Source organism: Streptomyces sp. NPDC091371 (genome assembly GCF_040684275.1).
In the GTDB taxonomy this organism is placed as follows: domain Bacteria; phylum Actinomycetota; class Actinomycetes; order Streptomycetales; family Streptomycetaceae; genus Streptomyces.
The window spans coordinates 76,557-100,188 of record NZ_JBFBFP010000011.1 but is presented as its reverse complement, the minus strand read 5'-3'; the positions used below and the strand labels follow the sequence as shown (position 1 = coordinate 100,188).

The window sequence follows — 23,632 nt, the reverse complement described above, 5'->3', positions numbered from 1 at the left end:
CGTACGGCCCCTGAAGCCTCATCACATCGGGCCAATAAGCAGCCCGATTCCCCTCTTCCGGGCACGGTTTCCGGGACGATTCCGCCCAGAACCCCTGGCTGGGAGGCCCCATGCTCCACCCCTTGAAGAAGCGCGCCGCCGTCCTGATGTCGATTTCCACCGCGGTCGCCGCCGCCGCCCTGGCGAGCCCGGTGACGGCCGCGCCCGCGCCCGCGCCCCGGCAGGAGGCCGCGGCCGACCTGCGCTGGACCGGCTGCGCGACCTCGCGCTACCCGACGCTGCAGTGCGCCTCCCTCAAGGTCCCCCTCGACCACGACCGGCCCGGCGGGCGGCAGATCTCCCTCGCCCTGACCCGGGTCCCGCACACCGCCGCCACCTCCCAGGGGCCGCTGCTGGTCAACCCCGGCGGCCCGGGCGGCAGCGGCCGCGGCCTGGCCGGGTTCGTCGCCTCCGCCCTGCCGAAGGAGGTGGCCGCCCAGTACGACGTGATCGGCTTCGACCCCCGCGGCGTCGGCAAGAGCGAGCCCGCGCTCGACTGCGGGGCCGGCCACTTCACCCCCGTGCGCCCGGACTCCGTACCGCGCGACGGGGCGACCGAGCGGGCCAACCTGCAGCGGGTGCGGTCCTTCGCGGTGTCCTGCCGGGACAAGCACGCGGACGTGCTCCCGTACGTCGGCACCGTCTCGGCCGCCCGCGACATCGAGGTGCTGCGCGGTGCGCTCGGCGCGGAGCGGATCAGCTACTTCGGCTACTCGTACGGGACCTACCTGGGCGCCGTGTACGCCAAGCTCCACCCCACCCGCGTGCACCGGCTCGTCCTGGACTCCGTGGTCGACCCGAGCGGGGTCTGGTACGAGGACAACCTCGCCCAGGACCGGGCCTTCGACGCCCGCCACAAGGCCTTCCTGGCCTGGGTGTCCAAGTACGACGCCACGTACCGGCTCGGCACCGACCCGGCGGTGGTCGAGAAGCGCTGGTACGAGATGCGCGCGGCGCTGCGGGCGACCCCGGCGGGCGGCAAGGTGGGCCCGTCCGAGCTGGAGGACACCTTCATGCCGGGCGCGTACTACAACGGCTACTGGCCGAACCTCGCCGCAGCCTTCTCTGCGTACGCGGTCGGCAAGGACCCGAAGCCGCTCGTGGCGGCGTACGAGCGGTTCGGCGCGGTGGAGCCCTCCGCGGGCAACGCGTACAGCGTGTACACGGCGGTGCAGTGCCGGGACTCGGCGTGGCCCCGGGACTGGAACGTGTGGCGCGCCGACATGTGGCGGACGCACGCCGAGGCGCCGTTCATGACCTGGAACAACGCCTGGTACAACGCCCCCTGCGCCTTCTGGCCGACGCAGCCGCTCCAGGCCCCGGACGTGACCAACGCGGCCCTCCCGCCCGCCCTCCTCCTCCAGGCCACGGAGGACGCGGCGACCCCCTTCGGAGGAGGGCTCAGCATGCGGGACAAGCTGAAGGGCGCGGCCCTGGTGGTCGAGGAGGGCGGCGGCAACCACGGCATCTCGCTGGCCGGCAACAAGTGCCTGGACGAGAAGGTGTCGGCGTACCTGAGCACGGGCACGGCCACGGACGCCACCTGCCCGGCCCAGCCCGCCCCGACCCCGGCCGCGGCAACCCGCGCCGTCCCCGCCTCCGCGGGCGGCGCGGCCCTCCACGGCCTGCTGGGCTTCCGGGGCTAGGGCCTGTCCGGCGGATCGCTCACCTGCAAGATCCATCCGGCTGGGGAGGGCGGGCGCCCTCCCCTGTCAGGCTCAGCGGGTGAGCCACACCCAGACCGCGCTGCCGAGGAAGAGCGCGCTTCCGGCAAACAGGCTGACGTGAGCCCGGCGGTGCTTCCTGGTGGACACCCGTGCGTTCTGGGGCTGTTCGGGCAGATAGACGACCCGCACACGGGTTCCGAGATCCATCCCCATCCCCATCCCCGTCCCCGTCGACACGGGCATGAACCTGACGGGCAGTCCGCGGCCGTCGGTGAACTCGATGACGGGCGTCGGATAGTCGTCCGCCGGCTCCGTCTTCTGGTCCACCACCACCCCCTCGGTGCGCACTCCGTATCGACGCAGCCGCGCCTGCAACCGCGTCTCCCGCACACCGCCCCACAGGCACAGCAGGCCCCCCGTCACGGCCAGCACGAAACCGATCACTTCACCTGTCGTCACCCGTCCCCTGCCCTCCCTCACCTGGCCCGACCCGGCACGGGCCGCACACCAAGATGACGCGGCACCCGGCGCAAAGGTTCACGAAGGTGCGCGGGGCCGGACGACCGCCCGGGCTCAGGGCAGGGTGACCGCCGGGTACTCCTCGGAGTAGGAGTCTCCGGCGGCGCCGTAGTAGGTGCAGGTGCGGGCCGTGGTGTCGACGTCGTACCAGACGATGCCGGCGTCCCAGCAGCCGCGGACGACCTCGGGGAACGTCGTCTCCCGCGACGGCCTCGCGGAGTTCCGGGACAACCCCGACCACCGCACCTCACCCCTGCTCGCCCTGACCCCGGCCGGCCGGCGGGCACTGGAGGCGATCACCCGGCGCGCCGACGCCGCGCACCGGGCGATGGGGGAAGGGATCGCGGAGGCCGACCTCGCGGCCGCGCGGACGCTGCTGCGGCGGCTGACGGCACAGACGGACCGGTGGGCCGGGGCCGACGCCCTGGCCGGGGCCGACGCCCGGGCCGGCGCCGAACCCCGCGCCGTGGCCGGCCGCCGCCCGAGTGAGGAAGCCTGAGTCGCCACGCGGCGGCGGCGAGCGATCCGGTCCAGGAGGACCCCGCCCGCGCCGGGCAGCGGCGCGCCCGCCTCAAGCGCCCCGGAGGCTAAACCGCGTCGACCGCGGCCGGCCCGCCCGACTCACCCGGCCCACCCGGCGCCGCCCGCCCACCCGGCCCGGCGCGACGCCGGCGGGCTCGTACGGCGCGGATCAGCCGGGTGATGCCGTAGCCGAGCAGCCACGGCAGCAGCGTGATGCCGCCCACGTACACGGCGAGGAAGCCGAGGAAGTCCTCCAGCCAGCGCTCCCGCCCCACGGACTCCAGGGGCAGCACCATCGCCGTCCCCAGCACCCCGACCGGCAGCGCCGGCAGCAGCCACGACAACAGCCGCGGCCACAGGCCCGGCCGGCGGGCGCACCACACCCCCAGGGCGGCCATCACGAACACCCCGAAGTAGAGCCACAGCACGACGGGGATGAACAGCACCACCCACCATTCGTCCGAATACCCGAACATCATCGGCGCCCCCTGACGTAGTCCCGCCCTTACGGGCTTCCTCCCCACCGGGGCACCGTTTGAACCAGTTCAATTGAACCAGTTCAATCCGGCAGGACCGCGAACGCCTCGATCTCCAGGAGGAGTTCGGGTCGGAACAGGGCCGCGACCTGGACGGCCGACGAGGCCGGGAGCCGGTCGGCGGGGATGACGGCGTCGCGCGCCTCCCGGACCGCCGGGAGGTGCGCGACGTCGGTGACGAAGTAGGTCAGCTTCACCACGTCGTCGAAGCCGGCCCCCGCGGCGGCCAGGCAGCGCCGCAGGTTCTCGAAGACCTGGCGGGCCTGCGCGGCCGGGTCGCCCTCGCCGACGATCGCGCCCTTCTCGTCGAAGGCGCACTGCCCGGAGACGGCGATGAACCGTCCCGTGCCCCAGACGACGTGGTGGTAGCCGGTTCCGGGGCTGACGCCTTCGGGGGCGGCTATGCGGGTGAGGTGGTCGGTGTCGCGTTCATTCGTGGTCATGCGGGCGATCTTGTCAGCCGAGCGCGCGCAGCGCCGCCGTCGCCGCCACCGCGAGCCGGGGGTGCGACTGGGCGCGGGTGAGAAGTTCCCGGGCCCGGGGGTCGGCGAGGGCGCCGAGCCCCTCGACGCAGGCGAGGGCCACCCGCCAGTAGGGGTCGTTCGGGGACAGCAGCCCGGACAGGGTCGCCATCAGGGCGGGGGCCGATTCCGGGGCGCGCAGGGCGGTGAGCAGCCGGACGGGCTGGAGGGCGTAGGCGGTGCGCAGGGTGTTGGTGGCGAGGGCGGCGGCGGCGCGGGCGGTGCGCGGGTCGCCGAGGACGGCGAGTGCCTCGGCGGCGGCGGCGCAGCGGGGCGGGTCGCGGTGGTTCAGCAGCAGCACCAGGGACTCGAAGGCGCGCCGGTCTCCGGCGAGGCCGAGCCGGTACGCGGCCAGTTCGCGGGCCCACAGCGGCAGCCCGGCCGAGGTCAGGGAGGCGGCCAGGTCGTCGGCGCCGGCCGTGAGCAGCACCTCGTACTCGGGCGACTGCCCGGCCTCCGCCCGCAGGCGCTCCAGTACGTCGTTCACCCCAACACCCTAGAGGAGTGGGCCAGTCCGCCGAATGCCGTATCCGGATGCGTGTCGGAATCAAGAGCTCTGATGTTCCGCGTCATGCTCAGTGCCCGTGGATCGGCCTCGGAGGCCCTGGATTGCGCCCCAGGCCGTAAGTACACCTACGGGAGGACGGCCCATGCGATTCCTACGCCCCGGCAGCTCTGTGCGGACAGTCCGGAGACGAGCTGCGGCCGTCTGCATCGCGGCGCTGCTGACGAGCGCCATCTCCTCGGGCACCGGGCTCGCCGCGCGCGTGGACCACACGAGAGCCATCACCCCCGGCCCCGTGGTCGCGTGGGGCAACGGCACTCTCGGCCAGCTGGGCAACGGCGGCACCAGCAGCAGTCCCGTCCCGGTCCGCACCTCGCGCGTCCGCCAGGTCATCGACCTTGACGGCGGAGCCGGCCACACCGTGTCCCTTCGCACGGACGGCACCGTGTGGACCTGGGGTCTCAACGACCGCGGCCAGCTGGGCAACGGCACGACGCGCAGCGCCGACAGGCCCGTACGGGTGTGCGCACCGGGACAGACCGCGCCCTGCTCGAGGCCCCTCACCGACGTGGTCGCCGTCTCGGCCGGCGCCTCCCACACGCTCGCTCTGCGGTCCGACGGCACCGTCGTCGCCTGGGGCGGCAACGAATACGGTCAGCTCGGCGACGCCACCAGCACGGACAGGAGCACGCCCGTCCAGGTGTGCGCGCCGGGCCAGACCGCCCCGTGCAGCAGCTTCCTCACCGGCATCACCAACTTCGACGCCGGATACTGGCACAACCTGGCCGTCCAATCCGGCGGGACCCTGCACAGCTGGGGCCTGAACTCCTCCGGCCAGCTCGGCGACGGCAGCAACGTGTTCAACAGCACCACGCCCGTCCAGGCAGCCCTCACCGGCGCGCCCGGGAACGTGGCGGCGGGCCGGTACCACAGCCTCGCGCACATGACCGACAGCACGGTCCGCAGCTGGGGCTTCAACGGTTTCGGCCAGCTCGGCAACGGCACGACCACCAGTACCAATCTCCCTGTCCAGGTCTGCGCGCAGGGGCAGACCGCCCCCTGCGCCGCCTTCCTCACCGGGGTGAACGAAGTCGCCGCGGGCGCCGACTACAGTCTCGCGCTGCCCACGGACGGAACGGTCCGCGCCTGGGGGGACAACGGCTTCGGTCAGCTCGGGGACGGCACGACGGCCCACCGGAGTACGCCGGTCCAGACCTGCGCCGCGGGGCAGACCGCACCCTGCGGCGCCTTCCTCACCGGGGTGATCGGGTTCGCCGCCGGCGGCTATCACACCCTCGCACTGCAGTCGGACCTCACGCTGAAAGGCTGGGGCCACAACTTCAGCGGCCAGATCGGCGACGGCACGACGGCCGACCGGAGCACGCCGGTCCAGGTCTGCGCGGTGAGGCAGACCGCGCCCTGCTCACAACCTCTGGGCGGAGTGATCGCGGTGGCCGCGGGCGGGGACCACAGCCTGGCCACCCACCACTGAGCCACCGAGCTGTTTTTCAGGACCGGATCGTGCCGCTGCCAGGCCGATCCGGTCCGTCCGTTTCAGGCGCGTTGATCGATGATCGATGATCGGTACATTTGGGCGGTACAGGTCACATCTCCGCGCTCTGGCGCACGAGTTACCAGCGGGTTAATGTCCTTGCATACGTACGAGAGCGGCCTGGTGACGCAGCCGCCTCGTGCCAGTCGGTTCTGCACGACTTCACGGCGTGGCCCCGGGACAGGGTCGTGCCGCTTCCGCCCTCCGGGCCCGCCCCCACCGGGTTGCCGCCCTCGGGTTTCCCAACACCGCGTTTCGCACCGTCATCCCGCGCCGCCCACCGCACGCCGGGACACGGCACTCCGCGCGCACCGTGCGCCGCGCGCGCCCCTCAGTCGTCACCCTCTTCCACTGGAGTCCCTCGATGGACCGTCCGTCCAGTCAGCCCGCCCTCCAGACCATCGCCGTCGTCGGCCTCGGCACGATGGGCACCGGCATCGCCGAAGTCCTCGCCCGCGCCGGCCGCGAGGTCATCGGCATCGACACCAGCGAGACCGCCGCCCGCCGGGCCTCGGACTCCCTCGCCGCCGCCACCGCGCGCTCCGTCGCCAAGGAGCGGCTCACCGAGCAGGAGCGCTCGGACGTGCTCGCCCGCTTCCGCACCTACTCCGACCTGGGCGCCGCCGCCGACGCCGATCTCGTCATCGAGGTCGTCCCGGAGAACTACGAGATCAAGCAGCAGGTGTTCCGCGAGCTCGACGCGATCGTCCGGCCCGACACGATCCTTGCGACCGGCACCAACGCCCTGTCGGTGACCCGCATGGCCGCCGAGTCGCAGCGCCCCGAGCGGGTGCTGGGCCTGCACTTCTTCAACCCGGCGCCGGCGATGAAGCTGGTCGAGGTCGTCTCCTGCGTGCTGACCGCCCCGCCGGCCGTCGAGGCGGTCACCGAGCTGGCCCGCGAGCTGGGCAAGGAGCCCGTGGCGGTCGGCGACCGGCCCGGTTTCGTCGCCGACGGCCTGCTCTTCGGCTACCTCAACCAGGCCGCCGCGATGTACGAGTCGCGCTACGCCTCCCGCGAGGACATCGACGCGGCGATGCGGCTCGGCTGCGGCCTGCCCATGGGCCCGCTCGCGCTGCTCGACCTGATCGGCGTGGACACCGCCCGCACCGTCCTGGAGGCCATGTACGCCTCCTCCGGCGACCGGCTGCACGCCCCGGCCCCGATCCTGGGGCAGCTCGCCGAGGCGGGGCTGACCGGGCAGAAGGCCGGGCGCGGCTTCTACACGTACGAGGCCCCGGGCAGCTCCGCGGTGGTCCGTGACGCGCAGACCCCGGCGGACGGGTCCCGCCTCGGCGAGGGCCGTCCGGTCACCTCGGTCGGCGTGGCCGGCTCGGGCACCATGGCGAGCGGCATCGCGCAGGTCTTCGCGCAGGCCGGCTTCCAGGTGGTCCTCGCCGCCCGCAGCCAGGAGAAGGCGGACGCGGCGAAGGCCGCCATCGGCAAGTCGCTGGGCCGTGCGGTGGCCAAGGGGCGGCTGACGGAGGAGGGCGCGGCGCAGACCCTGGCGCTGATCACCCCGGCCGGTTCGCTGGACGCCTTCGCCGAGGTGGACCTGGCCGTGGAGGCCGTCGCCGAGGACCTCGCGGTCAAGCAGGAGCTGTTCGCGGCCCTGGACAAGGTCTGCAAGCCGGGTGCGGTGCTGGCCACCACCACCTCCTCGCTGCCGGTGATCGCGGTCGCCCGGGTGACCTCGCGCCCGCAGGACGTGATCGGCATGCACTTCTTCAACCCGGCGCCGGCGATGAAGCTGGTCGAGGTGGTCCGGACCGTGCTGACCGCCGACGACGTGCACGCCACGGTCCGCGAGATCTGCGCCAAGGTGCGCAAGCACCCGGTGGACTGCGGGGACCGGGCCGGTTTCATCGTGAACGCGCTGCTGTTCCCGTACCTCAACAACGCGATCAAGATGGTCGAGCAGCACTACGCGACCCTCGACCAGATCGACGCGGCGATGAAGCTGGGCGGCGGGTACCCGATGGGGCCGTTCGAGCTCCTCGACGTGGTCGGTCTCGATGTGTCGCTGGCCATCGAGAAGGTCCTGCACAAGGAGTTCCGAGACCCCGGTCTGGCCCCGTCCCCGCTGCTGGAGCACCTGGTGGCGGCGGGCTGCCTGGGCCGGAAGACCGGCCGCGGATTCCGTGAGTACGCCCGTCGGTAAGAACCGGCCGGCCCAAGAGCAGGATGCGTGGGGAGGGCTGCTCGGGTCCGCCGGACCCTCACGGCGGACATACCCTCCCGAGCCCAGTGCGGGCTCTCCCCCGCATCCACCCCTGTCACACCCCCCGCAGGCGCGCTCCCCTGCACGAATGAAGTACTTTCGCTCTATGTCCCAGCCCGCCAAGACCTCACCCCGTGCCGCCACGGCATCCGACGCGCCGGAGAGCGCGGCCGGCACCAAAGCGGCCGCTCAGCGGCTCAAGATGCGCCGCGAGCTCGCCGCGGCGGCCATGGAGCTGTTCGCGACCAAGGGGTACGAGGCGACGACGGTCGACGAGATCGCCGCGACCGCCGGGGTGGCCCGCCGGACGTTCTTCCGGCACTTCCGCTCCAAGGAAGAGGCGATCTTCCCCGATCACGACGACACCCTGACCCGCGCCGAGGCCGTCCTCGACGTGGCCCCGGCACACGAGCACCCGCTCGACACGGTGTGCCGCGGGATCAAGGAGGTCATGAAGATGTACGCCGCCTCGCCGGCGGTGTCGGTGGAGCGCTACCGGCTGACCCGTGAGGTGCCGGCGCTGCGGGAGCGGGAGATCGCCTCGGTGGCCCGGTACGAGCGGCTGTTCACGCGCTATCTGCTGGCCCACTTCGACGAGACCGACCACCACGACGGCAACGACGATCCGCTGCTGGCCGAGGTGGCCGCCTCGGCGGTGGTGACCGCCCACAACCACGTGCTGCGGCGCTGGCTGCGGGCGGGCGGCCAGGGCGACGTGGAGGCGCAGCTGGACCACGCCTTCTCGATCGTGCGGCGGACCTTCGGCACGGGCATCGGCGCCGGCCGCACCCCGGCCGCTGTGCCGCCCGCCCCGGCGGAGGTGCGCACGCAGGGCGAGGTGCTCGTGGCGGTGGCGCGTACCGACGCCCCGCTGGACGAGGTCATGCGGACCATCGAAGAGGCCCTGCGCAACAAGTAGTCGAAAAGCGCACCACGCGCGACGCTCGTCACACTGGCCGCCCCCGGCAACGGGGGCGGCCTTTTGCTTTGTCCGGCTTGCCCCTACTCACGGGTAACTCTGATCGATCATCGCTCATCCGCGCAGGTCAATCGGCAAATGAGAGAAAGTTTTGGCACGCGGTGCCTTGCTGAGTGACACGGGGTGCCATACGTTGAATCTCGTCCGGACGTCCCCGCGGAACACGCCCACTCGGCACGAACCGCGCCCCGGATGCCTGCGTCACCAGGCCCCCGCACGCCCCACCACGGGCGGCGCCGCACCACCGCTCAGCCGGACCGACGGCACACCCACACGCTTTACGCACCCCCCGCTCAACTCAGCGCACCCTCATCAGCGCTAGCCGGAGGCTCTACCGTGAAGGACATCCTGGACGCGATTCAGTCGCAGTCCGCCACCGCCGCCGATTTCGCGGCCCTGCCGCTCCCCGACTCGTACCGCGCGATCACCGTGCACAAGGACGAGGCGGAGATGTTCGCCGGGCTCACCACCCGCGAGAAGGACCCGCGCAAGTCCCTGCACCTGGACCAGGTCCCGGTGCCGGAGCTGGGCCCGGGCGAGGCCCTGGTGGCCGTCATGGCCTCCTCGGTCAACTACAACTCGGTGTGGACCTCGATCTTCGAGCCGGTGTCCACCTTCAACTTCCTGGAGCGCTACGGGCGCCTGTCGGAGCTCACCAAGCGCCACGACCTCCCGTACCACGTCATCGGCTCCGACCTCGCGGGCGTCGTCCTGCGCACCGGCCCCGGCGTCAACGCCTGGAACCCGGGCGACGAGGTCGTCGCGCACTGCCTCTCGGTCGAGCTTGAGTCCTCGGACGGCCACAACGACACGATGCTCGACCCCGAGCAGCGCATCTGGGGCTTCGAGACCAACTTCGGCGGCCTGGCGGAGATCGCGCTCGTCAAGTCGAACCAGCTGATGCCGAAGCCGGCCCACCTGAGCTGGGAGGAGGCCGCCTCCCCCGGCCTGGTCAACTCCACCGCCTACCGCCAGCTGGTCTCCAACAACGGCGCCGGCATGAAGCAGGGCGACAACGTCCTGATCTGGGGCGCCAGCGGCGGCCTCGGCTCCTACGCCACCCAGTTCGCACTGGCCGGCGGCGCCAACCCGATCTGTGTCGTCTCCTCCCCGGAGAAGGCCGACATCTGCCGCTCCATGGGCGCCACCGCGGTCATCGACCGCAACGCCGAGGGCTACAAGTTCTGGAAGGACGAGAACACCCAGGACCCGCGCGAGTGGAAGCGCTTCGGCTCCAAGATCCGCGAGCTGACCGGCGGCGAGGACATCGACATCGTCTTCGAGCACCCGGGCCGCGAGACCTTCGGCGCCTCGGTCTACGTCACCCGCAAGGGCGGCACCATCACCACCTGCGCCTCGACCTCGGGCTACATGCACCAGTACGACAACCGCTACCTGTGGATGTCGCTGAAGAAGATCGTCGGCTCGCACTTCGCCAACTACCGCGAGGCGTGGGAGGCCAACCGCCTGATCGCCAAGGGCAAGATCCACCCCACCCTGTCGAAGGTCTACTCCCTGGAGGAGACCGGCCAGGCCGCCTACGACGTCCACCGCAACCTCCACCAGGGCAAGGTCGGCGTCCTCGCGCTCGCCCCCGAGGAGGGCCTCGGCGTCCGCGACCACGAGATGCGCGCCCAGCACCTCGACGCGATCAACCGCTTCCGCAACGTCTGAGTCTGAAGTCCACTCAAAGGCCATAAGGATCGCCTGAGATGACAGAGCGCCAGAAGGACCGTCCGTGGCTCATGCGGACGTACGCCGGCCACTCCACGGCCGAGGCGTCCAACGAGCTGTACCGCCGCAACCTCGCCAAGGGCCAGACCGGCCTGTCGGTCGCGTTCGACCTCCCGACGCAGACCGGCTACGACCCCGACCACATCCTCGCCCGCGGCGAGGTCGGCCGGGTCGGGGTCCCGGTCTCCCACCTCGGCGACATGCGGCGGCTGTTCCAGGACATACCCCTGGAGCAGATGAACACCTCGATGACGATCAACGCCACCGCCATGTGGCTGCTGGCGCTCTACCAGGTGGCCGCCGAGGAGCAGGGCGCGGACATCTCCCAGCTCCAGGGCACCACCCAGAACGACATCGTCAAGGAGTACCTCTCGCGCGGGACGCACGTCTTCCCGCCCGGTCCCTCGCTCCGCCTGACGACGGACATGATCGCGTACACGGTCAACCACATCCCGAAGTGGAACCCGATCAACATCTGCAGCTACCACCTGCAGGAGGCCGGGGCCACGCCGGTCCAGGAGATCTCGTACGCGATGTCGACGGCGATCGCCGTCCTGGACTCGGTGCGCGACTCGGGGCAGGTGCCCGAGGAGCGCTTCGGCGAGGTCGTCGCCCGCATCTCCTTCTTCGTGAACGCGGGCGTCCGCTTCATCGAGGAGATGTGCAAGATGCGCGCCTTCGGCCGCATCTGGGACCAGGTCACCAAGGAGCGCTACGGCATCGAGAACGCCAAGCAGCGCCGCTTCCGCTACGGCGTCCAGGTCAACTCCCTCGGCCTGACCGAGGCGCAGCCGGAGAACAACGTCCAGCGCATCGTCCTCGAGATGCTGGCGGTCACCCTCTCCAAGGACGCCCGCGCCCGCGCCGTGCAGCTGCCCGCCTGGAACGAGGCGCTGGGCCTGCCCCGGCCCTGGGACCAGCAGTGGTCGCTGCGCATCCAGCAGGTCCTCGCCCACGAGAGCGACCTGCTGGAGTACGAGGACATCTTCGCCGGCTCCCACGTCATCGAGGCCAAAGTCGACTCCCTGGTCGCCGACTGCCTGGCCGAGATCGACCGGATCCAGGAGATGGGCGGCGCCATGGCCGCCGTCGAGTCCGGGTACCTGAAGTCCCAGCTGGTCTCCTCGCACGCCGAGCGCCGCGCCCGGATCGAGGCCGGCGAGGACAAGATCGTCGGCGTCAACTGCTTCCAGCAGACCGAGGAGAACCCGCTCACCGCCGACCTGGACGGCGCCATCATGACGGTGGACGGGGCGGTGGAGGCGCTCACCGTCGAGCGCATCGGCCGCTGGCGCGCCGAGCGCGAGGAGTCCTCGGACCGGCAGGGGAACGGCGACCCGTTCGTCTTCCCCACCACCCGGCAGGCCCTGGAGCGCCTCAAGGAGGCCGCCGCCGGCACGGAGAACCTGATGGAGGCCACCCTGGAGTGCGCCCGGGCGGGCGTCACCACCGGCGAGTGGGCGAGCGCGCTGCGCGAGGTGTTCGGCGAGTTCCGCGCCCCGACCGGGGTCTCCTCGGCGCCGGTGGCGGTCACCGCGGAGCCCGGCACGCCGATGCACGAGGTCCGCGAGAAGGTCTCCCGCACGGCCGACGAGCTCGGCTCGGGCCGGCTGCGCCTGCTGGTCGGCAAGCCCGGCCTGGACGGGCACTCCAACGGCGCCGAGCAGATCGCCGTCCGGGCCCGCGACGCGGGCTTCGAGGTGGTCTACCAGGGCATCCGGCTGACACCCGAGGAGATCTCCTCGGCGGCACTGGCCGAGGACGTGCACTGCGTGGGACTGTCCATCCTGTCCGGCTCGCACAGCGCACTCGTCCCGGATGTCCTCGAACGCCTCCGCCTGGCGGGGGCGGGAGACATCCCCGTCATCGTCGGAGGCATCATTCCGAACGCCGACGCCGTGGCGCTGAAGGCGGCCGGGGTCGCCGCCGTCTTCACCCCGAAGGACTTCGGCATCACGGAGATCATCGGCCGTATCGTCGACGAGATCCGCAAGGCCAACAAGCTCCACCCTCTCGACATCGTTGCAAGCACGGAGGTCCCCGCATGACCACGCCAGTCCACCCGGTGAACCGCCTTCGCCCGCGTCGCTCCTGCCTCGCGGTGCCCGGCTCGAACCCGCGGTTCCTCGAGAAGGCCCAGGGCCTGCCGGCCGACCAGGTCTTCCTCGACCTGGAGGACGCCTGCGCTCCGCTCGCCAAGGAAGGCGCCCGCCACACCATCGTGGACGCGCTGAACAACGGCGACTGGACGGGCAAGACCCGCGTCGTGCGCGTCAACGACTGGACGACCCACTGGACGTACCGCGACGTCATCACGGTCGTCGAGGGCGCCGGCCAGAACCTCGACTGCATCATGCTGCCGAAGGTCCAGGACGCCCAGCAGGTCGTCGCCCTCGACCTGCTCCTGACCCAGATCGAGAAGACGATGGGCTTCGAGGTCGGCAAGATCGGCATCGAGGCGCAGATCGAGAACGCGAAGGGCCTGGTGAACGTCGACGAGATCGCCGCCGCCTCGCCCCGCCTGGAGACCATCATCTTCGGCCCGGCCGACTTCATGGCCTCGATCAACATGAAGTCCCTGGTCGTGGGCATGCAGCCGCCCGGCTACGGTGCGGACGCCTACCACTACATCCTGATGCGGATCCTGATGGCGGCCCGCATGCACAACCTCCAGGCGATCGACGGCCCCTTCCTCCAGATCCGCGACGTGGACGCCTACCGCGAGGTGGCGGGGCGCGCGGCGGCGCTGGGCTTCGACGGCAAGTGGGTGCTGCACCCGGGCCAGGTCGACGCGGCCAACGAGGTCTTCTCCCCCTCCCAGGAGGACTACGACCACGCCGAGCTGATCCTCGACGCCTACGACTGGTGCACCTCGGAGGCCGGCGGCAAGAAGGGCTCCGCGATGCTCGGCGACGAGATGATCGACGAGGCCAGCCGCAAGATGGCCCTGGTCATCGCGGGCAAGGGCCGTGCCGCGGGCATGCAGCGCACCAGCAAGTTCGAAATCCCGGAGGCCTGAGCAGCATGCAGTTCGGACGCACTTACGAAGAGTTCGAGGTCGGCGCGGTCTACAAGCACTGGCCGGGAAAGACGGTCACCGAGTACGACGACCACCTCTTCTGCCTGCTGACCATGAACCACCACCCGCTGCACATGGACAGCAATTACGCGGAGAACACGACCGACTTCGGCAAGAACGTCGTCGTGGGCAACTACATCTACTCGCTGCTGCTGGGCATGTCCGTCCCGGACGTCTCCGGGAAGGCCATCGCCAACCTGGAGATCGAGTCCCTCCGGCACGTGGCGCCGACCTTCCACGGCGACACGATCTACGGCGAGACCACGGTCCTCGACAAGACCCCGTCGAAGTCGAAGAACGACCGCGGCATCGTCTACGTCGAGACCAAGGGCTACAAGCAGGACGGCACCCTCGTCTGCGTCTTCCGGCGCAAGGTGATGGTCCCGACCGAGACGTACATCAAGGAGCGCGGCGGCGAGCAGCCCGGCCGCCCGCAGCTGAAGGAACAGGGGAAGTAGCCATGGCCCGACTCGCCCAGACCGCCGGGCTGACCGACGTCCAGCGGGAGATCCTCAAGACCGTCCGCGAATTCGTCGACAAGGAGATCATCCCGGTCGCGACCGAGCTGGAGCACCGCGACGAGTACCCGCAGGACATCGTCGACGGCCTCAAGGAGCTCGGCCTCTTCGGCCTGATGATCCCCGAGGAGTACGGCGGCCTGGGTGAGTCCCTTCTCACCTACGCGCTGTGCGTCGAGGAGATAGCCCGCGGCTGGATGTCCGTCTCGGGCATCATCAACACCCACTTCATCGTGGCGTACATGCTCAAGCAGCACGGCACGCAGGAGCAGAAGGACTACTTCCTCCCCCGCATGGCGCTGGGCGAGGTGCGCGGCGCGTTCTCGATGTCCGAGCCGGGGCTGGGCTCCGATGTGTCGGCCATCACGTCGAAGGCGGTGAAGGACGGCGACGAGTACGTCCTGAACGGCCAGAAGATGTGGCTGACGAACGGCGGATCCTCGACGCTGGTGGCCGTTCTCGTCCGAAGTGACGAAGGACACCCGGAGGGCACGGCGCCCCACAAGTCGATGACGACCTTCCTCGTCGAGAAGGAGCCGGGCTTCGGGGAGGTCCGTCCGGGCCTGACCATCCCGGGCAAGATCGACAAGATGGGTTACAAGGGCGTCGACACGACCGAACTCATCATGGACGGACTGCGCATTCCGGCCAATCGGGTACTCGGCGGCCAGACGGGCCGAGGGTTTTACCAAATGATGGACGGGGTCGAGGTCGGCCGCGTCAACGTGGCGGCGCGTGGCTGCGGCGTCGCTCAGCGTGCGTTCGAGCTGGGTGTCTCGTATGCCCAGCAACGTCACACTTTCGGCAAGGCCATCGCCGAACACCAGGCGATCCAGTTCAAGCTGGCCGAGATGGCTACCAAGGTCGAAGCCGCCCATGCGATGATGGTCAATGCAGCACGCAAAAAGGACTCCGGGGAACGAAACGACCTCGAAGCAGGGATGGCGAAGTACCTCGCCTCCGAATACTGCAAAGAGGTGGTCGAGGACGCCTTCCGTATCCATGGCGGCTACGGGTTCTCGAAGGAGTACGAGATCGAGCGCCTCTACCGGGAGGCCCCGATGCTGCTGATCGGTGAAGGTACTGCCGAGATCCAGAAAATGATCATCGGGCGACGCCTGCTCGAGGAGTACCGACTCCAGGGCTGAAAGTCCCTTTTGCGGCGAATCATCCAGTGATTCGCCGCAGAAGTGTCACTTGCGGTCACTGGCTGACGGCCATCGACTCGGCTTCTGGCTTGCCCAGTTGTTGCGCGCAACCGATAGCATTCCAGTAAAGCCGCCGTCCCGTCCCCCCGTTTGCGGCGCGGCAATCACCCGCTACGAAGGTCATCCATGCCCCACAGCCAAACCTCTGCACCTCGCGACAGCCTCCTTGGCGTACGCCTCGCGCGCGGAGCATCGCCGTGGCTTCTGCCGACCGTCGCCACCGCGGCACTCAGCCTCACCCGGGCCCGCAAGTCCGGACGCTGGGCCGCGGCGGCCGTGCCCGCCACCGCGCTCGCCGCGGGCATGCTGTGGTTCTTCCGCGACCCCGAGCGTGAGATCGCCCAGGGCCGTGTCATCTCCCCCGCCGACGGTGTGGTGCAGAGCATCATGCCGTGGAAGGACGGACGGACCCGGGTCGCGATCTTCATGAGCCCTCTGAACGTCCACGTCAACCGCGCGCCCCTCGCGGGCACGGTGACGTCCGTGGAGCACATCCCCGGCGGATTCGTCCCGGCGTTCAACAAGGAGAGCGAGAACAACGAGCGCGTCGTCTGGCACTTCGACACCGAGCTCGGTGACATCGAGATGGTGCAGATCGCCGGCGCCGTCGCGCGACGCATCGTCCCGTACCTGCCGGCCGGTACCAAGGTGGAGCAGGGCGAACGCATCGGTCTGATCCGCTTCGGCTCCCGCGTCGACATCTACCTTCCCGAAGGTGTCGAAGTCGCGGTCGAGGTCGGTCAGGCCACCACCGCGGGGGTGACCCGAATTGACCGTGACTGACCCTGAGACTCCTGCCACAGGCTGGGTTCCGGAGTCCGCCGCCGAGGAGGAGTCCGCCGAGGACGACATGCCGCTCTCGCTGCGGCTGTCGATAGCGGACACCCTCACCCTCGGCAACGCGACCTGCGGATTCATGGCGGTGTACTTCACCACCACCGGAATCCTCATCCCGCACCTCACCGGCAGCGGCGAGTCGGGCATGGCCCGGCACAGCGCGGCGACCGCGGTGATACTGATGCTGCTCGCGGCGGTCTTCGACCTCTTCGACGGGATCGTGGCCCGCAAGCTGCGCAGCTCGCCGATGGGCGCCGAGCTGGACAACCTGTCCGACCTGATCAGCTTCGGCCTCGCGCCGGCGTACTTCGTGCTGGTCTACGGCATGGTCGCCGACGACGCGCACCAGAAGATGTCGGCACTGGCCGCGATCGTGGTGTTGCTGGCGGTAGTGCTCCGCCTGGCGAGATTCAGCTGCGTGACGATGAAGGACGGCATGTTCCAGGGCATGCCGAGCCCCTTCGGCGCGCTGACGGTCGTCTCGATCGTGCTGCTGGAGCTGCCGTTCGTCCCGACGCTGCTGGCGATCATCGGGGTGGCCTGGCTGATGGTGAGCCGGGTCGAGTACCCCAAGCCGCGGGGTGTCCTCGCGGTGGCGATGCTGAGCTGGATCGTCGGCGCGATGGGTCTGCTGGCGGCGTGGGCGTTCGACGCCCCGGGCGGGCAGCTGCTGCTGCAGACGGGCTGCGCGCTGCAGATCGCTCTGGCGGCGACGATCCCGCTGTTCGCGACGACGCGGCGGGCGAACACCTTCCGGCACAACCGGCGGGAGGCTCGCGCCACCTCTGTGCGCTGAGCTCGGTACGTGTGAGAGGGCCCCGGATGCCGATGGCATCCGGGGCCCTCTCGTCATGTGCGCCGCCGCGCAAGCGCCCCCGGGCTGCGCCCGGGCCCCTGGGGCTCCGCCCCAGACCCCGCTCCTCAAACGCCGGAGGGGCTGGTTTCCGCCCAGTGGCGCCGTCATTCCTCGGCGGGCGCACCTGGCAGGCAGCAGCAGCCACATCCAGCCCCGCCGGCGTTTGAGGCGCGGGGTCTGGGGCGGAGCCCCAGCAGCGGAGCGGGGCGCGCGCACTCCACCGCACCCGCCGCACCCGCCTGGAGGCCCGTAGGCTTGGTGTCGGAAAACCGCCAGCCCGGAGGGACCGGGGCCGGGATCCTAGGGGCATGCACACCGACACCGAGCGCTGCGTAAGGGCCGTGCAGTCGAAGGACGCCCGCTTCGACGGCTGGTTCTTCACCGCCGTCCTGACCACCCGGATCTACTGCCGGCCCAGCTGCCCCGCCGTGCCGCCCAAGGTCGAGAACATGACCTTCCTGCCCAGCGCCGCCGCCTGCCAGCAGGCCGGGTTCCGGGCCTGCAAGCGGTGCCGGCCCGACACCAGCCCCGGGTCTCCCGAGTGGAACGCCCGCGCCGACGCCGTCGCACGCGCGATGCGGCTGATCCAGGACGGGGTGGTGGACCGCGAGGGGGTCCCCGGGCTGGCCACCCGGCTCGGGTACTCCACCCGGCAGGTGGAGCGGCAGCTCAACGCGGAGCTGGGTGCCGGGCCGCTCGCCCTCGCGCGGGCCCAGCGCGCCCAGACCGCCCGGCTGCTCATCGAGACCTCCGAGCTCCCGATGGGCGACGTGGCCTTCGCCGCCGGGTTCTCCTCGATCCGTACCTTCAACGACACCGTCCGCGAGGTCTTCGCCCTCTCCCCCAGCGAGTTGCGGCAGCGCTCCGAGAAAGCCAACCGGAACCAGCCCCGGATCCCCGGCACGATCGCGCTGCGGCTGCCCTACCGGGCTCCCCTGAACCCCGACAACCTCTTCGGGCACCTCGCCGCGACCGCCGTCCCCGGCGTGGAGGAGTGGCGGGACGGGGCGTACCGGCGCACGCTGCGGCTCCCGTACGGGACCGGGGTCGTCGCGCTCACCCCGGGTCCCGACCACATCGGCTGCCGGCTGGCCCTGACGGACCTGCGGGACCTGACCATCGCGATCAGCCGCTGCCGCTGGATGCTCGACCTGGACGCCGATCCCGAGGCGGTCGACGAGCAGCTGCGCACCGACCCGCTGCTGGCCCCGCTCGTGGACAAGGCCCCCGGGCGGCGGGTTCCGCGTACCGTCGACGCGGCGGAGTTCGCCGTACGGGCGGTGCTCGGCCAGCAGGTGTCCACGGCGGCGGCGCGCACGCACGCGGCCCGGCTGGTCACCGCGCACGGGGAGCGGGTCGAGGACCCGCTGGGCGGGCTGACCCACCTCTTCCCCTCCCCGCAGGCGCTGGCCGGGCTGGATCCGGAGTCCCTGGCCCTGCCGCGCAGCCGCCGCGCCACGCTCACCACGCTGGTCTCGGCGCTCGCCGACGGTTCGCTTCCGCTCGGCATCGACAGCGACTGGGAGGCGGCCCGCGTACGGCTGAACGCGCTGCCCGGGTTCGGTCCGTGGACCACCGAGGTGATCGCGATGCGGGCGCTCGGCGACCCGGACGCGTTCCTTCCGTCCGACCTGGGCGTACGGCGGGCCGCGCAGGGGCTCGGGCTGCCGTCCACCCCCGCCGCGCTGACCGCCAGGGCGGCCGGCTGGCGGCCCTGGCGGGCTTATGCCGTCCAGTACTTGTGGGCCACGGACGCCCACCCCATCAACCACCTGCCCGTCTGAGGAGCACCGTCATCATGACCGTCAAGACCGTCAAGACCGCCAAGCAGCACGCCGTCGTCGACAGCCCCTACGGTCCGCTGACCCTGGTCGCCGCGGACGGCGTCCTGTGCGGCCTCTACATGACCGGGCAGCGCCACCGGCCGGCCGAGGAGTCCTTCGGGGAGCGGGTCGCCGCCACGGAGGAGCCGTTCCCCGAGGTGGTGCGGCAGTTGGCCGCGTACTTCGCCGGGGAGCTCACCGTCTTCGACCTGCCGCTGCGGCTGGAGGGCACGGACTTCCAGCGCAGCGTCTGGGACCAGCTCGTACGGATCCCCTACGGCGAGACGTGGTCGTACGGCGAGCTCGCGGCCAACCTGGGCAAGCCGAACGCCTCGCGCGCGGTGGGCCTGGCGAACGGCAAGAACCCGGTCGGGATCATCGTCCCGTGCCACCGCGTGATCGGCGCCTCGGGCGGGATGACCGGCTACGGCGGCGGCGTCGAACGCAAGGTGCGGCTGTTGGAGTTCGAGGCCGCCGGCTCCGCGGCCGGGGTGGCTCAGACCACCATCAGCGGGACCAGCAGCGCGAACCCGGCGCCCGCCTCCACGGCGTAGCCGTACAGGGAGGGGTGCTGGACGGGGGCGGCGAGGAGGACCACGCTCTGCTGGGCGGCGGCCGCCGCCACCCAGTCGGCGTCGGCGCCGAGGTTGCCCTGGTACCAGCCCTCGCAGGCGCCGGGGCCGCTGACCGCGAAGAGGTCGTCCTCGCGGCGGTAGAGGGCCTCCCACCCGGCCGCGGGCACGGACCAGCCCTCGAAGTCGGTGAACCGGGCCCAGCCGCCCTCGCGTATCGCGGTGTCGAACAGCCAGACCGGCGTTCCCTCGGGGGTGACCTCCCCGCCTTCCTGCTGGTCGGTCGTGAAGTGGACCATGGGCAGGGCGTCGGGCCCGTCGGCGGTGCTGGGCCAGGCGTACATCGTGATCATCAGCTGATTCTGTCCTGCCTGAAGTAAGCGCCGTGTTACGACGAGGACGGGCGCCGGCCGTTCTCCAGCTCCACCACTCCCTCGCCCGATTCCAGGACCCGGCAGGCCTCCTGGGTGCGCGGTCCGAGCGATCCGATGAGGTACGTGGTGAGTTCGGCGGGCTCGACGAGCTTCCAGGAGATCAGCTCTTCCTCCTGGAGCTTGATGGAGGCCAGCTGCGCCGCGTCCAGCACTCCGCCGTCGTAGAGGTACGCGACGAGCGGCGGGCGGTCCGGGCCCAGCGACCAGTCGACGGCGAGCAGCCGGCCGAGCGGCACGTCGATGCCGATCTCCTCGGCGCTCTCGCGGCGGGCGGCCGCGCGCGGGGACTCTCCCCGGTCGGACTCGATGGTGCCGCCGGGGAGGGCCCAGCCCTCGCGGTAGTTGGGCTCGACGAGCAGCACCCGGCCCTCGGCGTCCCGGTAGAGGGCGGCCGCGCCGGCCAGCACCTTGGGCAGGCTCGCGATGTAGGTGGCGTAGTCATCCGTGGTGGTCACCGCGCCACCCTATCCGGGAGCGCCTCACACCCCCGAGGACCCCGCGCCCGGGCCGTCCTCGCGGTCGCGGCCCTTGGATTCTGCGACGCGGCGGAGTCTGGGGTGGCGGGCCTGGCCCTGTTCGGTGATGGCGTCGCCGACCATGGCCCGGACCGCGTCCCGCATCCCGTGCAGGGCGTGGTGGCGGGCGGGTCCGGCGCCCGGGTCCTCGCGGAGCTCCTTCAGCAGGGCCCAGCAGAGCACGAGCATCACGACGGCGAACGGCAGCGCGACCAGGATGGTGGCGGTCTGCAGGGACTTCAGGCCGCCCGCGACGAGCAGGACCGCGGCGACGGCGGCCATCAGCACGCCCCAGGTGACGACCAGCCAGGTGGGCGGGTGGAGCGAGCCGCGGCTGGTCAGCGAACCCATCACCAGGGACGCCGAGTCGGCGCTGGTGACGAAGTAGGTCATGACCAGGAGCATGGCGACCCAGGAGGTGAGGGTGCCGAGCGGGAGCGCGTCCAGCATCGCGAAGAGCGAGGCCTCCGTACCGTCCTTGATCTTGGCGGCGAAGTCGACGGCACCCGTGGAGTCGAGGCGGATGGCGGTGCCGCCCATCACGCAGAACCAGATGACGGTGGCCCCGCTGGGGACGAGCAGCACGCCGACGAGGAACTCGCGGATGGTCCGGCCGCGCGAGATGCGGGCGATGAAGGTGCCGACGAAGGGCGCCCAGGAGAGCCACCAGGCCCAGTAGAAGATCGTCCACGCGCCGAGCCACTCGGAGTCGGTGAAGGCACCGGTGCGGCTGGCCATCGGCAGCAGGTCGTGCAGGTAGCCGCCGACGCTGGAGGGGATCACGTCGAGGACGTAGACGGTGGGGCCGAGCACGAAGACGAAGAGCATGAGGGTGGCGGCGAGCACGATGTTGATGGTGCTGAGCCACTTCACGCCCTTGTGCAGGCCGGAGAAGGCCGAGAGGACGAAGGCCGCCGAGAGCGAGACGATGATGATCAGCTCTACGGAGGTCGAGTCCTCGATGCCGGTGGTGATGCCCAGGCCCTTGGAGACCTGGAGCGCGCCGAGCCCGAGGCTGGTCGCGGTGCCGAAGACGGTGGCGAAGACGGCCAGCAGGTCGATGGCCTTGCCCGCCCAGCCGTTGGCCCGCTCCTCGCCCATCAGGGGCACGAAGGCGGAGCTGAGGCGGTTGCCGCGGCCCTTGCGGAAGGTCGCGTAGGCGAGGGCGAGGCCGGCGATGCCGTAGATCGCCCACGGGGTGAGCGTCCAGTGGAAGAAGGAGTACTCCATGGCCGCGAGGGCGGCGCCGCCCGTGCCGGGGGCGGCCCCGGTGGCCGGGGGCGGGTTCAGGTAGTGGGTGAGCGGCTCCCCCACCCCGTAGAACATCAGGCCGATGCCCATGCCGGCGCTGAACATCATCGCGATCCACGCGAGGTTGGTGAACTCCGGCTCGGAGTCGTCCCGGCCGAGGCGGATCCGGCCGAAGCGGCTGATGGCGAGCACGACGCACATCACCAGGAAGACGTCGGCGGCGATCACGAACAGCCAGGCGAAGTTGTCCAGCACCCAGGCGAGCGCGGTGCTCGACGCCGTGTCGAACGAACCCTTGGCCAGGGCCGCCCAGGCGACGACGGCCAGCACGGCGATCACCCCGATGGTGACGACCTGCCGGTCGGGTGTGCCGTCCGGGGGACCCTCGGTCCCCCCGGCGGGGGCATCCGGACGTGCCTGTTCCAGTGATTCCGCGCTCATGCGGCCACACTATGCGGGCGTATATCCGTATTTAGGGGCATGGCGCGCCGTGTGTGTCCCAGGCCACTCATGGGCATAGGAGGATCCTCCGGATAAGCTCATGGAGGCGCGACTGCACTGTTCGATAGCAAGGGAATAAGCAAGGTGACGGACGGAGCAGTAACTGAGGCCGCGCGCGTGCTCATCGCCGCGGACAAATTCAAGGGCTCGCTCACGGCCGTTCAGGTCGCGGAGCGGGTGACGGCCGGCCTTCGCAAGGCCGTACCGGACGTGGAGATCGAGACCCTCCCCGTCGCGGACGGCGGCGACGGTACGGTCGCGGCCGCCGTGGCGGCCGGTTTCGAACGCCGGGAGGTACGGGTCACCGGGCCCCTCGGCGACCAGGTCACGGCCGCCTTCGCTCTGCGCGAGGGCACGGCGGTGGTCGAGATGGCGGAGGCCTCCGGGCTCCAGCTGCTGCCGGCGGGCACCTTCGCCCCGCTGACCGCCACCACGTACGGCTCGGGCGAGGTGCTGAAGGCCGCGCTGGACGCGGGCGCCCGCTCGATCGTCTTCGGCGTGGGCGGCAGCGCCACCACCGACGGCGGCGCCGGCATGCTGGCCGCGCTGGGCGCGGTGTTCCTGGACGCGAACGGCGAACCGGTCGGTCCGGGCGGCGGCGCGCTGGCCGGGCTGGCCTCGGCCGACCTGTCGGGGATCGACCCGCGCTTCGCGGAGGTCGACTTCGTGCTGGCCAGCGACGTGGACAACCCGCTGACCGGCCCGAAGGGCTGCGCGGCGGTCTACGGTCCGCAGAAGGGTGCGACGCCGCAGGACGTGGCGACGCTCGACGCGGCGCTGGCGCACTTCGCGGTGGTGCTGGAGAAGTCGATCGGCACGAAGGCCGCCGAGCTCGCGGCCTCCCCGGGCGCGGGCGGCGCGGGCGGCATCGGCTACGGGGCCCTGCTGCTCGGTGCGAGCTTCCGTCCCGGCATCGAGCTGATGCTGGAGGTGCTGGGCTTCGCGCCGGCGCTGGAGCGGGCCACGCTGGTCATTACGGGTGAGGGCTCGCTGGACGAGCAGACCCTGCACGGCAAGGCCCCGGCCGGCGTCGCCGCGGCGGCGCGTGCCGCGGGCAAGCCGGTGGTGGCGGTCTGCGGTCGTCTGCTGCTGGGCCAGGAGGCCCTGGAGGCCGCGGGCATCCGCAAGGCGTACCCCCTGACGGACCTGGAGCCCGACCCGGCCAAGTCCATCCCGAACGCGGGTCCCCTGCTGGAGCGCGTCGCGGAGAACATCGCCGCCGACGTTCTCTGACGGCTGCGGC

At 71.2% G+C, this 23,632-nt stretch carries 22 protein-coding genes; 15 read left to right on the top strand and 7 right to left on the bottom strand.

Features of this window, described 5'->3' with window-relative positions:
• The first annotated feature begins 110 nt into the window (after positions 1–110).
• Entirely contained in the window at positions 111–1,685 is a 1,575-nt protein-coding gene (locus AB0O21_RS15325) for an alpha/beta hydrolase (RefSeq protein ID WP_365171181.1), read from the top strand.
• A 72-nt stretch (positions 1,686–1,757) separates the two neighbouring features.
• Here AB0O21_RS15325 and AB0O21_RS15320 read toward each other — a convergent pair whose 3' ends face one another.
• Complete coding sequence (locus AB0O21_RS15320; RefSeq protein WP_365171179.1) at positions 1,758–2,150, bottom strand: DUF3592 domain-containing protein; 393 nt, start codon at positions 2,148–2,150, stop codon at positions 1,758–1,760.
• A gap of 205 nt (positions 2,151–2,355) precedes the next feature.
• Here AB0O21_RS15320 and AB0O21_RS15315 point away from each other — a divergent pair, with 205 nt between their 5' ends.
• Entirely contained in the window at positions 2,356–2,724 is a 369-nt protein-coding gene (locus tag AB0O21_RS15315; RefSeq protein WP_365171177.1) for a hypothetical protein, read from the top strand.
• Positions 2,725–2,812: 88 nt separating this feature from the next.
• On the opposite strand, the gene AB0O21_RS15310 is transcribed toward AB0O21_RS15315, so the two are convergent.
• From AB0O21_RS15310 to AB0O21_RS15300, 3 genes are all read right to left on the bottom strand, one after another.
• A complete protein-coding gene (locus tag AB0O21_RS15310) occupies positions 2,813–3,226 on the bottom strand; it encodes a hypothetical protein (RefSeq protein WP_365171175.1) in 414 nt (137 codons plus the stop codon).
• 80 nt (positions 3,227–3,306) lie between these two features.
• Entirely contained in the window at positions 3,307–3,726 is a 420-nt protein-coding gene (locus AB0O21_RS15305) for a RidA family protein (protein WP_365171173.1), read from the bottom strand.
• Between the two features lie 13 nt (positions 3,727–3,739).
• Positions 3,740–4,291, bottom strand: a complete 552-nt coding sequence (locus AB0O21_RS15300) for an adenylosuccinate lyase (protein ID WP_365171171.1) — start codon at positions 4,289–4,291, stop codon at positions 3,740–3,742.
• A gap of 163 nt (positions 4,292–4,454) precedes the next feature.
• Between AB0O21_RS15300 and AB0O21_RS15295 the strand changes: the two genes are divergently transcribed.
• The 12 genes from AB0O21_RS15295 to AB0O21_RS15240 all read left to right on the top strand — a co-directional run bounded on the left by AB0O21_RS15295 (position 4,455) and on the right by AB0O21_RS15240 (position 19,670).
• The gene (locus AB0O21_RS15295; RefSeq protein WP_365171169.1) at positions 4,455–5,801 is read left to right on the top strand and encodes a hypothetical protein; all 1,347 of its coding nucleotides are present in this window, start codon (positions 4,455–4,457) and stop codon (positions 5,799–5,801) included.
• Positions 5,802–6,225: 424 nt separating this feature from the next.
• The gene (locus AB0O21_RS15290; protein WP_365171167.1) at positions 6,226–8,022 is read left to right on the top strand and encodes a 3-hydroxyacyl-CoA dehydrogenase family protein; all 1,797 of its coding nucleotides are present in this window, start codon (positions 6,226–6,228) and stop codon (positions 8,020–8,022) included.
• Between the two features lie 166 nt (positions 8,023–8,188).
• Positions 8,189–9,001, top strand: coding sequence for a TetR family transcriptional regulator (locus tag AB0O21_RS15285; protein WP_365171165.1), 813 nt, complete (start codon positions 8,189–8,191; stop codon positions 8,999–9,001).
• Between the two features lie 396 nt (positions 9,002–9,397).
• Entirely contained in the window at positions 9,398–10,735 is a 1,338-nt protein-coding gene (ccrA, locus tag AB0O21_RS15280; RefSeq protein ID WP_365171163.1) for a crotonyl-CoA carboxylase/reductase, read from the top strand.
• Positions 10,736–10,773: 38 nt separating this feature from the next.
• Positions 10,774–12,843, top strand: coding sequence for a protein meaA (locus AB0O21_RS15275; protein ID WP_365171161.1), 2,070 nt, complete (start codon positions 10,774–10,776; stop codon positions 12,841–12,843).
• Complete coding sequence (locus AB0O21_RS15270; protein WP_249768874.1) at positions 12,840–13,814, top strand: CoA ester lyase; 975 nt, start codon at positions 12,840–12,842, stop codon at positions 13,812–13,814. The genes AB0O21_RS15275 and AB0O21_RS15270 overlap by 4 nt, the downstream gene beginning before the upstream one ends.
• Before the next feature lie 5 nt (positions 13,815–13,819).
• Positions 13,820–14,332 carry a MaoC family dehydratase gene (locus AB0O21_RS15265; RefSeq protein WP_030155134.1) on the top strand — a complete coding sequence of 171 codons (513 nt, stop codon included), beginning with the start codon at positions 13,820–13,822 and terminating at the stop codon, positions 14,330–14,332.
• Positions 14,333–14,334: 2 nt separating this feature from the next.
• Positions 14,335–15,540, top strand: coding sequence for an acyl-CoA dehydrogenase family protein (locus AB0O21_RS15260; RefSeq protein WP_328928615.1), 1,206 nt, complete (start codon positions 14,335–14,337; stop codon positions 15,538–15,540).
• 186 nt (positions 15,541–15,726) lie between these two features.
• Positions 15,727–16,383 (top strand): phosphatidylserine decarboxylase, encoded by a 657-nt coding sequence (locus tag AB0O21_RS15255; RefSeq protein ID WP_030010161.1) that lies wholly within the window; start codon positions 15,727–15,729, stop codon positions 16,381–16,383.
• Positions 16,376–17,233 (top strand): CDP-diacylglycerol--serine O-phosphatidyltransferase, encoded by an 858-nt coding sequence (pssA, locus tag AB0O21_RS15250; RefSeq protein WP_365171157.1) that lies wholly within the window; start codon positions 16,376–16,378, stop codon positions 17,231–17,233. Before AB0O21_RS15255 ends, pssA begins: the two co-directional genes overlap by 8 nt.
• A gap of 368 nt (positions 17,234–17,601) precedes the next feature.
• Positions 17,602–19,077: an AlkA N-terminal domain-containing protein gene (locus tag AB0O21_RS15245; RefSeq protein ID WP_365171155.1), complete on the top strand. Its 1,476-nt coding sequence runs from the start codon at positions 17,602–17,604 to the stop codon at positions 19,075–19,077.
• A 14-nt stretch (positions 19,078–19,091) separates the two neighbouring features.
• The gene (locus tag AB0O21_RS15240; RefSeq protein ID WP_365171153.1) at positions 19,092–19,670 is read left to right on the top strand and encodes a methylated-DNA--[protein]-cysteine S-methyltransferase; all 579 of its coding nucleotides are present in this window, start codon (positions 19,092–19,094) and stop codon (positions 19,668–19,670) included.
• Here the strand turns inward: AB0O21_RS15240 and AB0O21_RS15235 are convergent.
• Genes AB0O21_RS15235 through AB0O21_RS15225 form a run of 3 tightly spaced genes read right to left on the bottom strand, consistent with a single transcriptional unit; the run spans position 19,613 to position 22,329 of the window.
• Complete coding sequence (locus AB0O21_RS15235) at positions 19,613–20,041, bottom strand: hypothetical protein (protein WP_365171151.1); 429 nt, start codon at positions 20,039–20,041, stop codon at positions 19,613–19,615. The genes AB0O21_RS15240 and AB0O21_RS15235 overlap by 58 nt on opposite strands.
• Before the next feature lie 35 nt (positions 20,042–20,076).
• Positions 20,077–20,577: an NUDIX hydrolase gene (locus AB0O21_RS15230; protein WP_365171149.1), complete on the bottom strand. Its 501-nt coding sequence runs from the start codon at positions 20,575–20,577 to the stop codon at positions 20,077–20,079.
• A gap of 24 nt (positions 20,578–20,601) precedes the next feature.
• The gene (locus AB0O21_RS15225; RefSeq protein ID WP_365171147.1) at positions 20,602–22,329 is read right to left on the bottom strand and encodes a BCCT family transporter; all 1,728 of its coding nucleotides are present in this window, start codon (positions 22,327–22,329) and stop codon (positions 20,602–20,604) included.
• Between the two features lie 144 nt (positions 22,330–22,473).
• Between AB0O21_RS15225 and AB0O21_RS15220 the strand changes: the two genes are divergently transcribed.
• Positions 22,474–23,622 carry a glycerate kinase gene (locus AB0O21_RS15220; protein WP_365171145.1) on the top strand — a complete coding sequence of 383 codons (1,149 nt, stop codon included), beginning with the start codon at positions 22,474–22,476 and terminating at the stop codon, positions 23,620–23,622.
• Positions 23,623–23,632 lie beyond the last annotated feature (10 nt).

Bases quoted from the DNA above. Each gene is read 5' to 3' on its own strand.
- AB0O21_RS15325 (WP_365171181.1), top strand. From the start codon at position 111: ATGCTCCACCCCTTGAAGAAGCGCGCCGCCGTCCTGATGTCGATTTCC.
- AB0O21_RS15310 (WP_365171175.1), bottom strand. From the start codon at position 3,226: ATGATGTTCGGGTATTCGGACGAATGGTGGGTGGTGCTGTTCATCCCC.
- AB0O21_RS15305 (WP_365171173.1), bottom strand. From the start codon at position 3,726: ATGACCACGAATGAACGCGACACCGACCACCTCACCCGCATAGCCGCC.
- AB0O21_RS15295 (WP_365171169.1), top strand. From the start codon at position 4,455: ATGCGATTCCTACGCCCCGGCAGCTCTGTGCGGACAGTCCGGAGACGA.
- AB0O21_RS15290 (WP_365171167.1), top strand. From the start codon at position 6,226: ATGGACCGTCCGTCCAGTCAGCCCGCCCTCCAGACCATCGCCGTCGTC.
- AB0O21_RS15285 (WP_365171165.1), top strand. From the start codon at position 8,189: ATGTCCCAGCCCGCCAAGACCTCACCCCGTGCCGCCACGGCATCCGAC.
- AB0O21_RS15275 (WP_365171161.1), top strand. From the start codon at position 10,774: ATGACAGAGCGCCAGAAGGACCGTCCGTGGCTCATGCGGACGTACGCC.
- AB0O21_RS15270 (WP_249768874.1), top strand. From the start codon at position 12,840: ATGACCACGCCAGTCCACCCGGTGAACCGCCTTCGCCCGCGTCGCTCC.
- AB0O21_RS15265 (WP_030155134.1), top strand. From the start codon at position 13,820: ATGCAGTTCGGACGCACTTACGAAGAGTTCGAGGTCGGCGCGGTCTAC.
- AB0O21_RS15260 (WP_328928615.1), top strand. From the start codon at position 14,335: ATGGCCCGACTCGCCCAGACCGCCGGGCTGACCGACGTCCAGCGGGAG.
- AB0O21_RS15255 (WP_030010161.1), top strand. From the start codon at position 15,727: ATGCCCCACAGCCAAACCTCTGCACCTCGCGACAGCCTCCTTGGCGTA.
- AB0O21_RS15245 (WP_365171155.1), top strand. From the start codon at position 17,602: ATGCACACCGACACCGAGCGCTGCGTAAGGGCCGTGCAGTCGAAGGAC.
- AB0O21_RS15240 (WP_365171153.1), top strand. From the start codon at position 19,092: ATGACCGTCAAGACCGTCAAGACCGCCAAGCAGCACGCCGTCGTCGAC.
- AB0O21_RS15235 (WP_365171151.1), bottom strand. From the start codon at position 20,041: ATGATCACGATGTACGCCTGGCCCAGCACCGCCGACGGGCCCGACGCC.
- AB0O21_RS15225 (WP_365171147.1), bottom strand. From the start codon at position 22,329: ATGAGCGCGGAATCACTGGAACAGGCACGTCCGGATGCCCCCGCCGGG.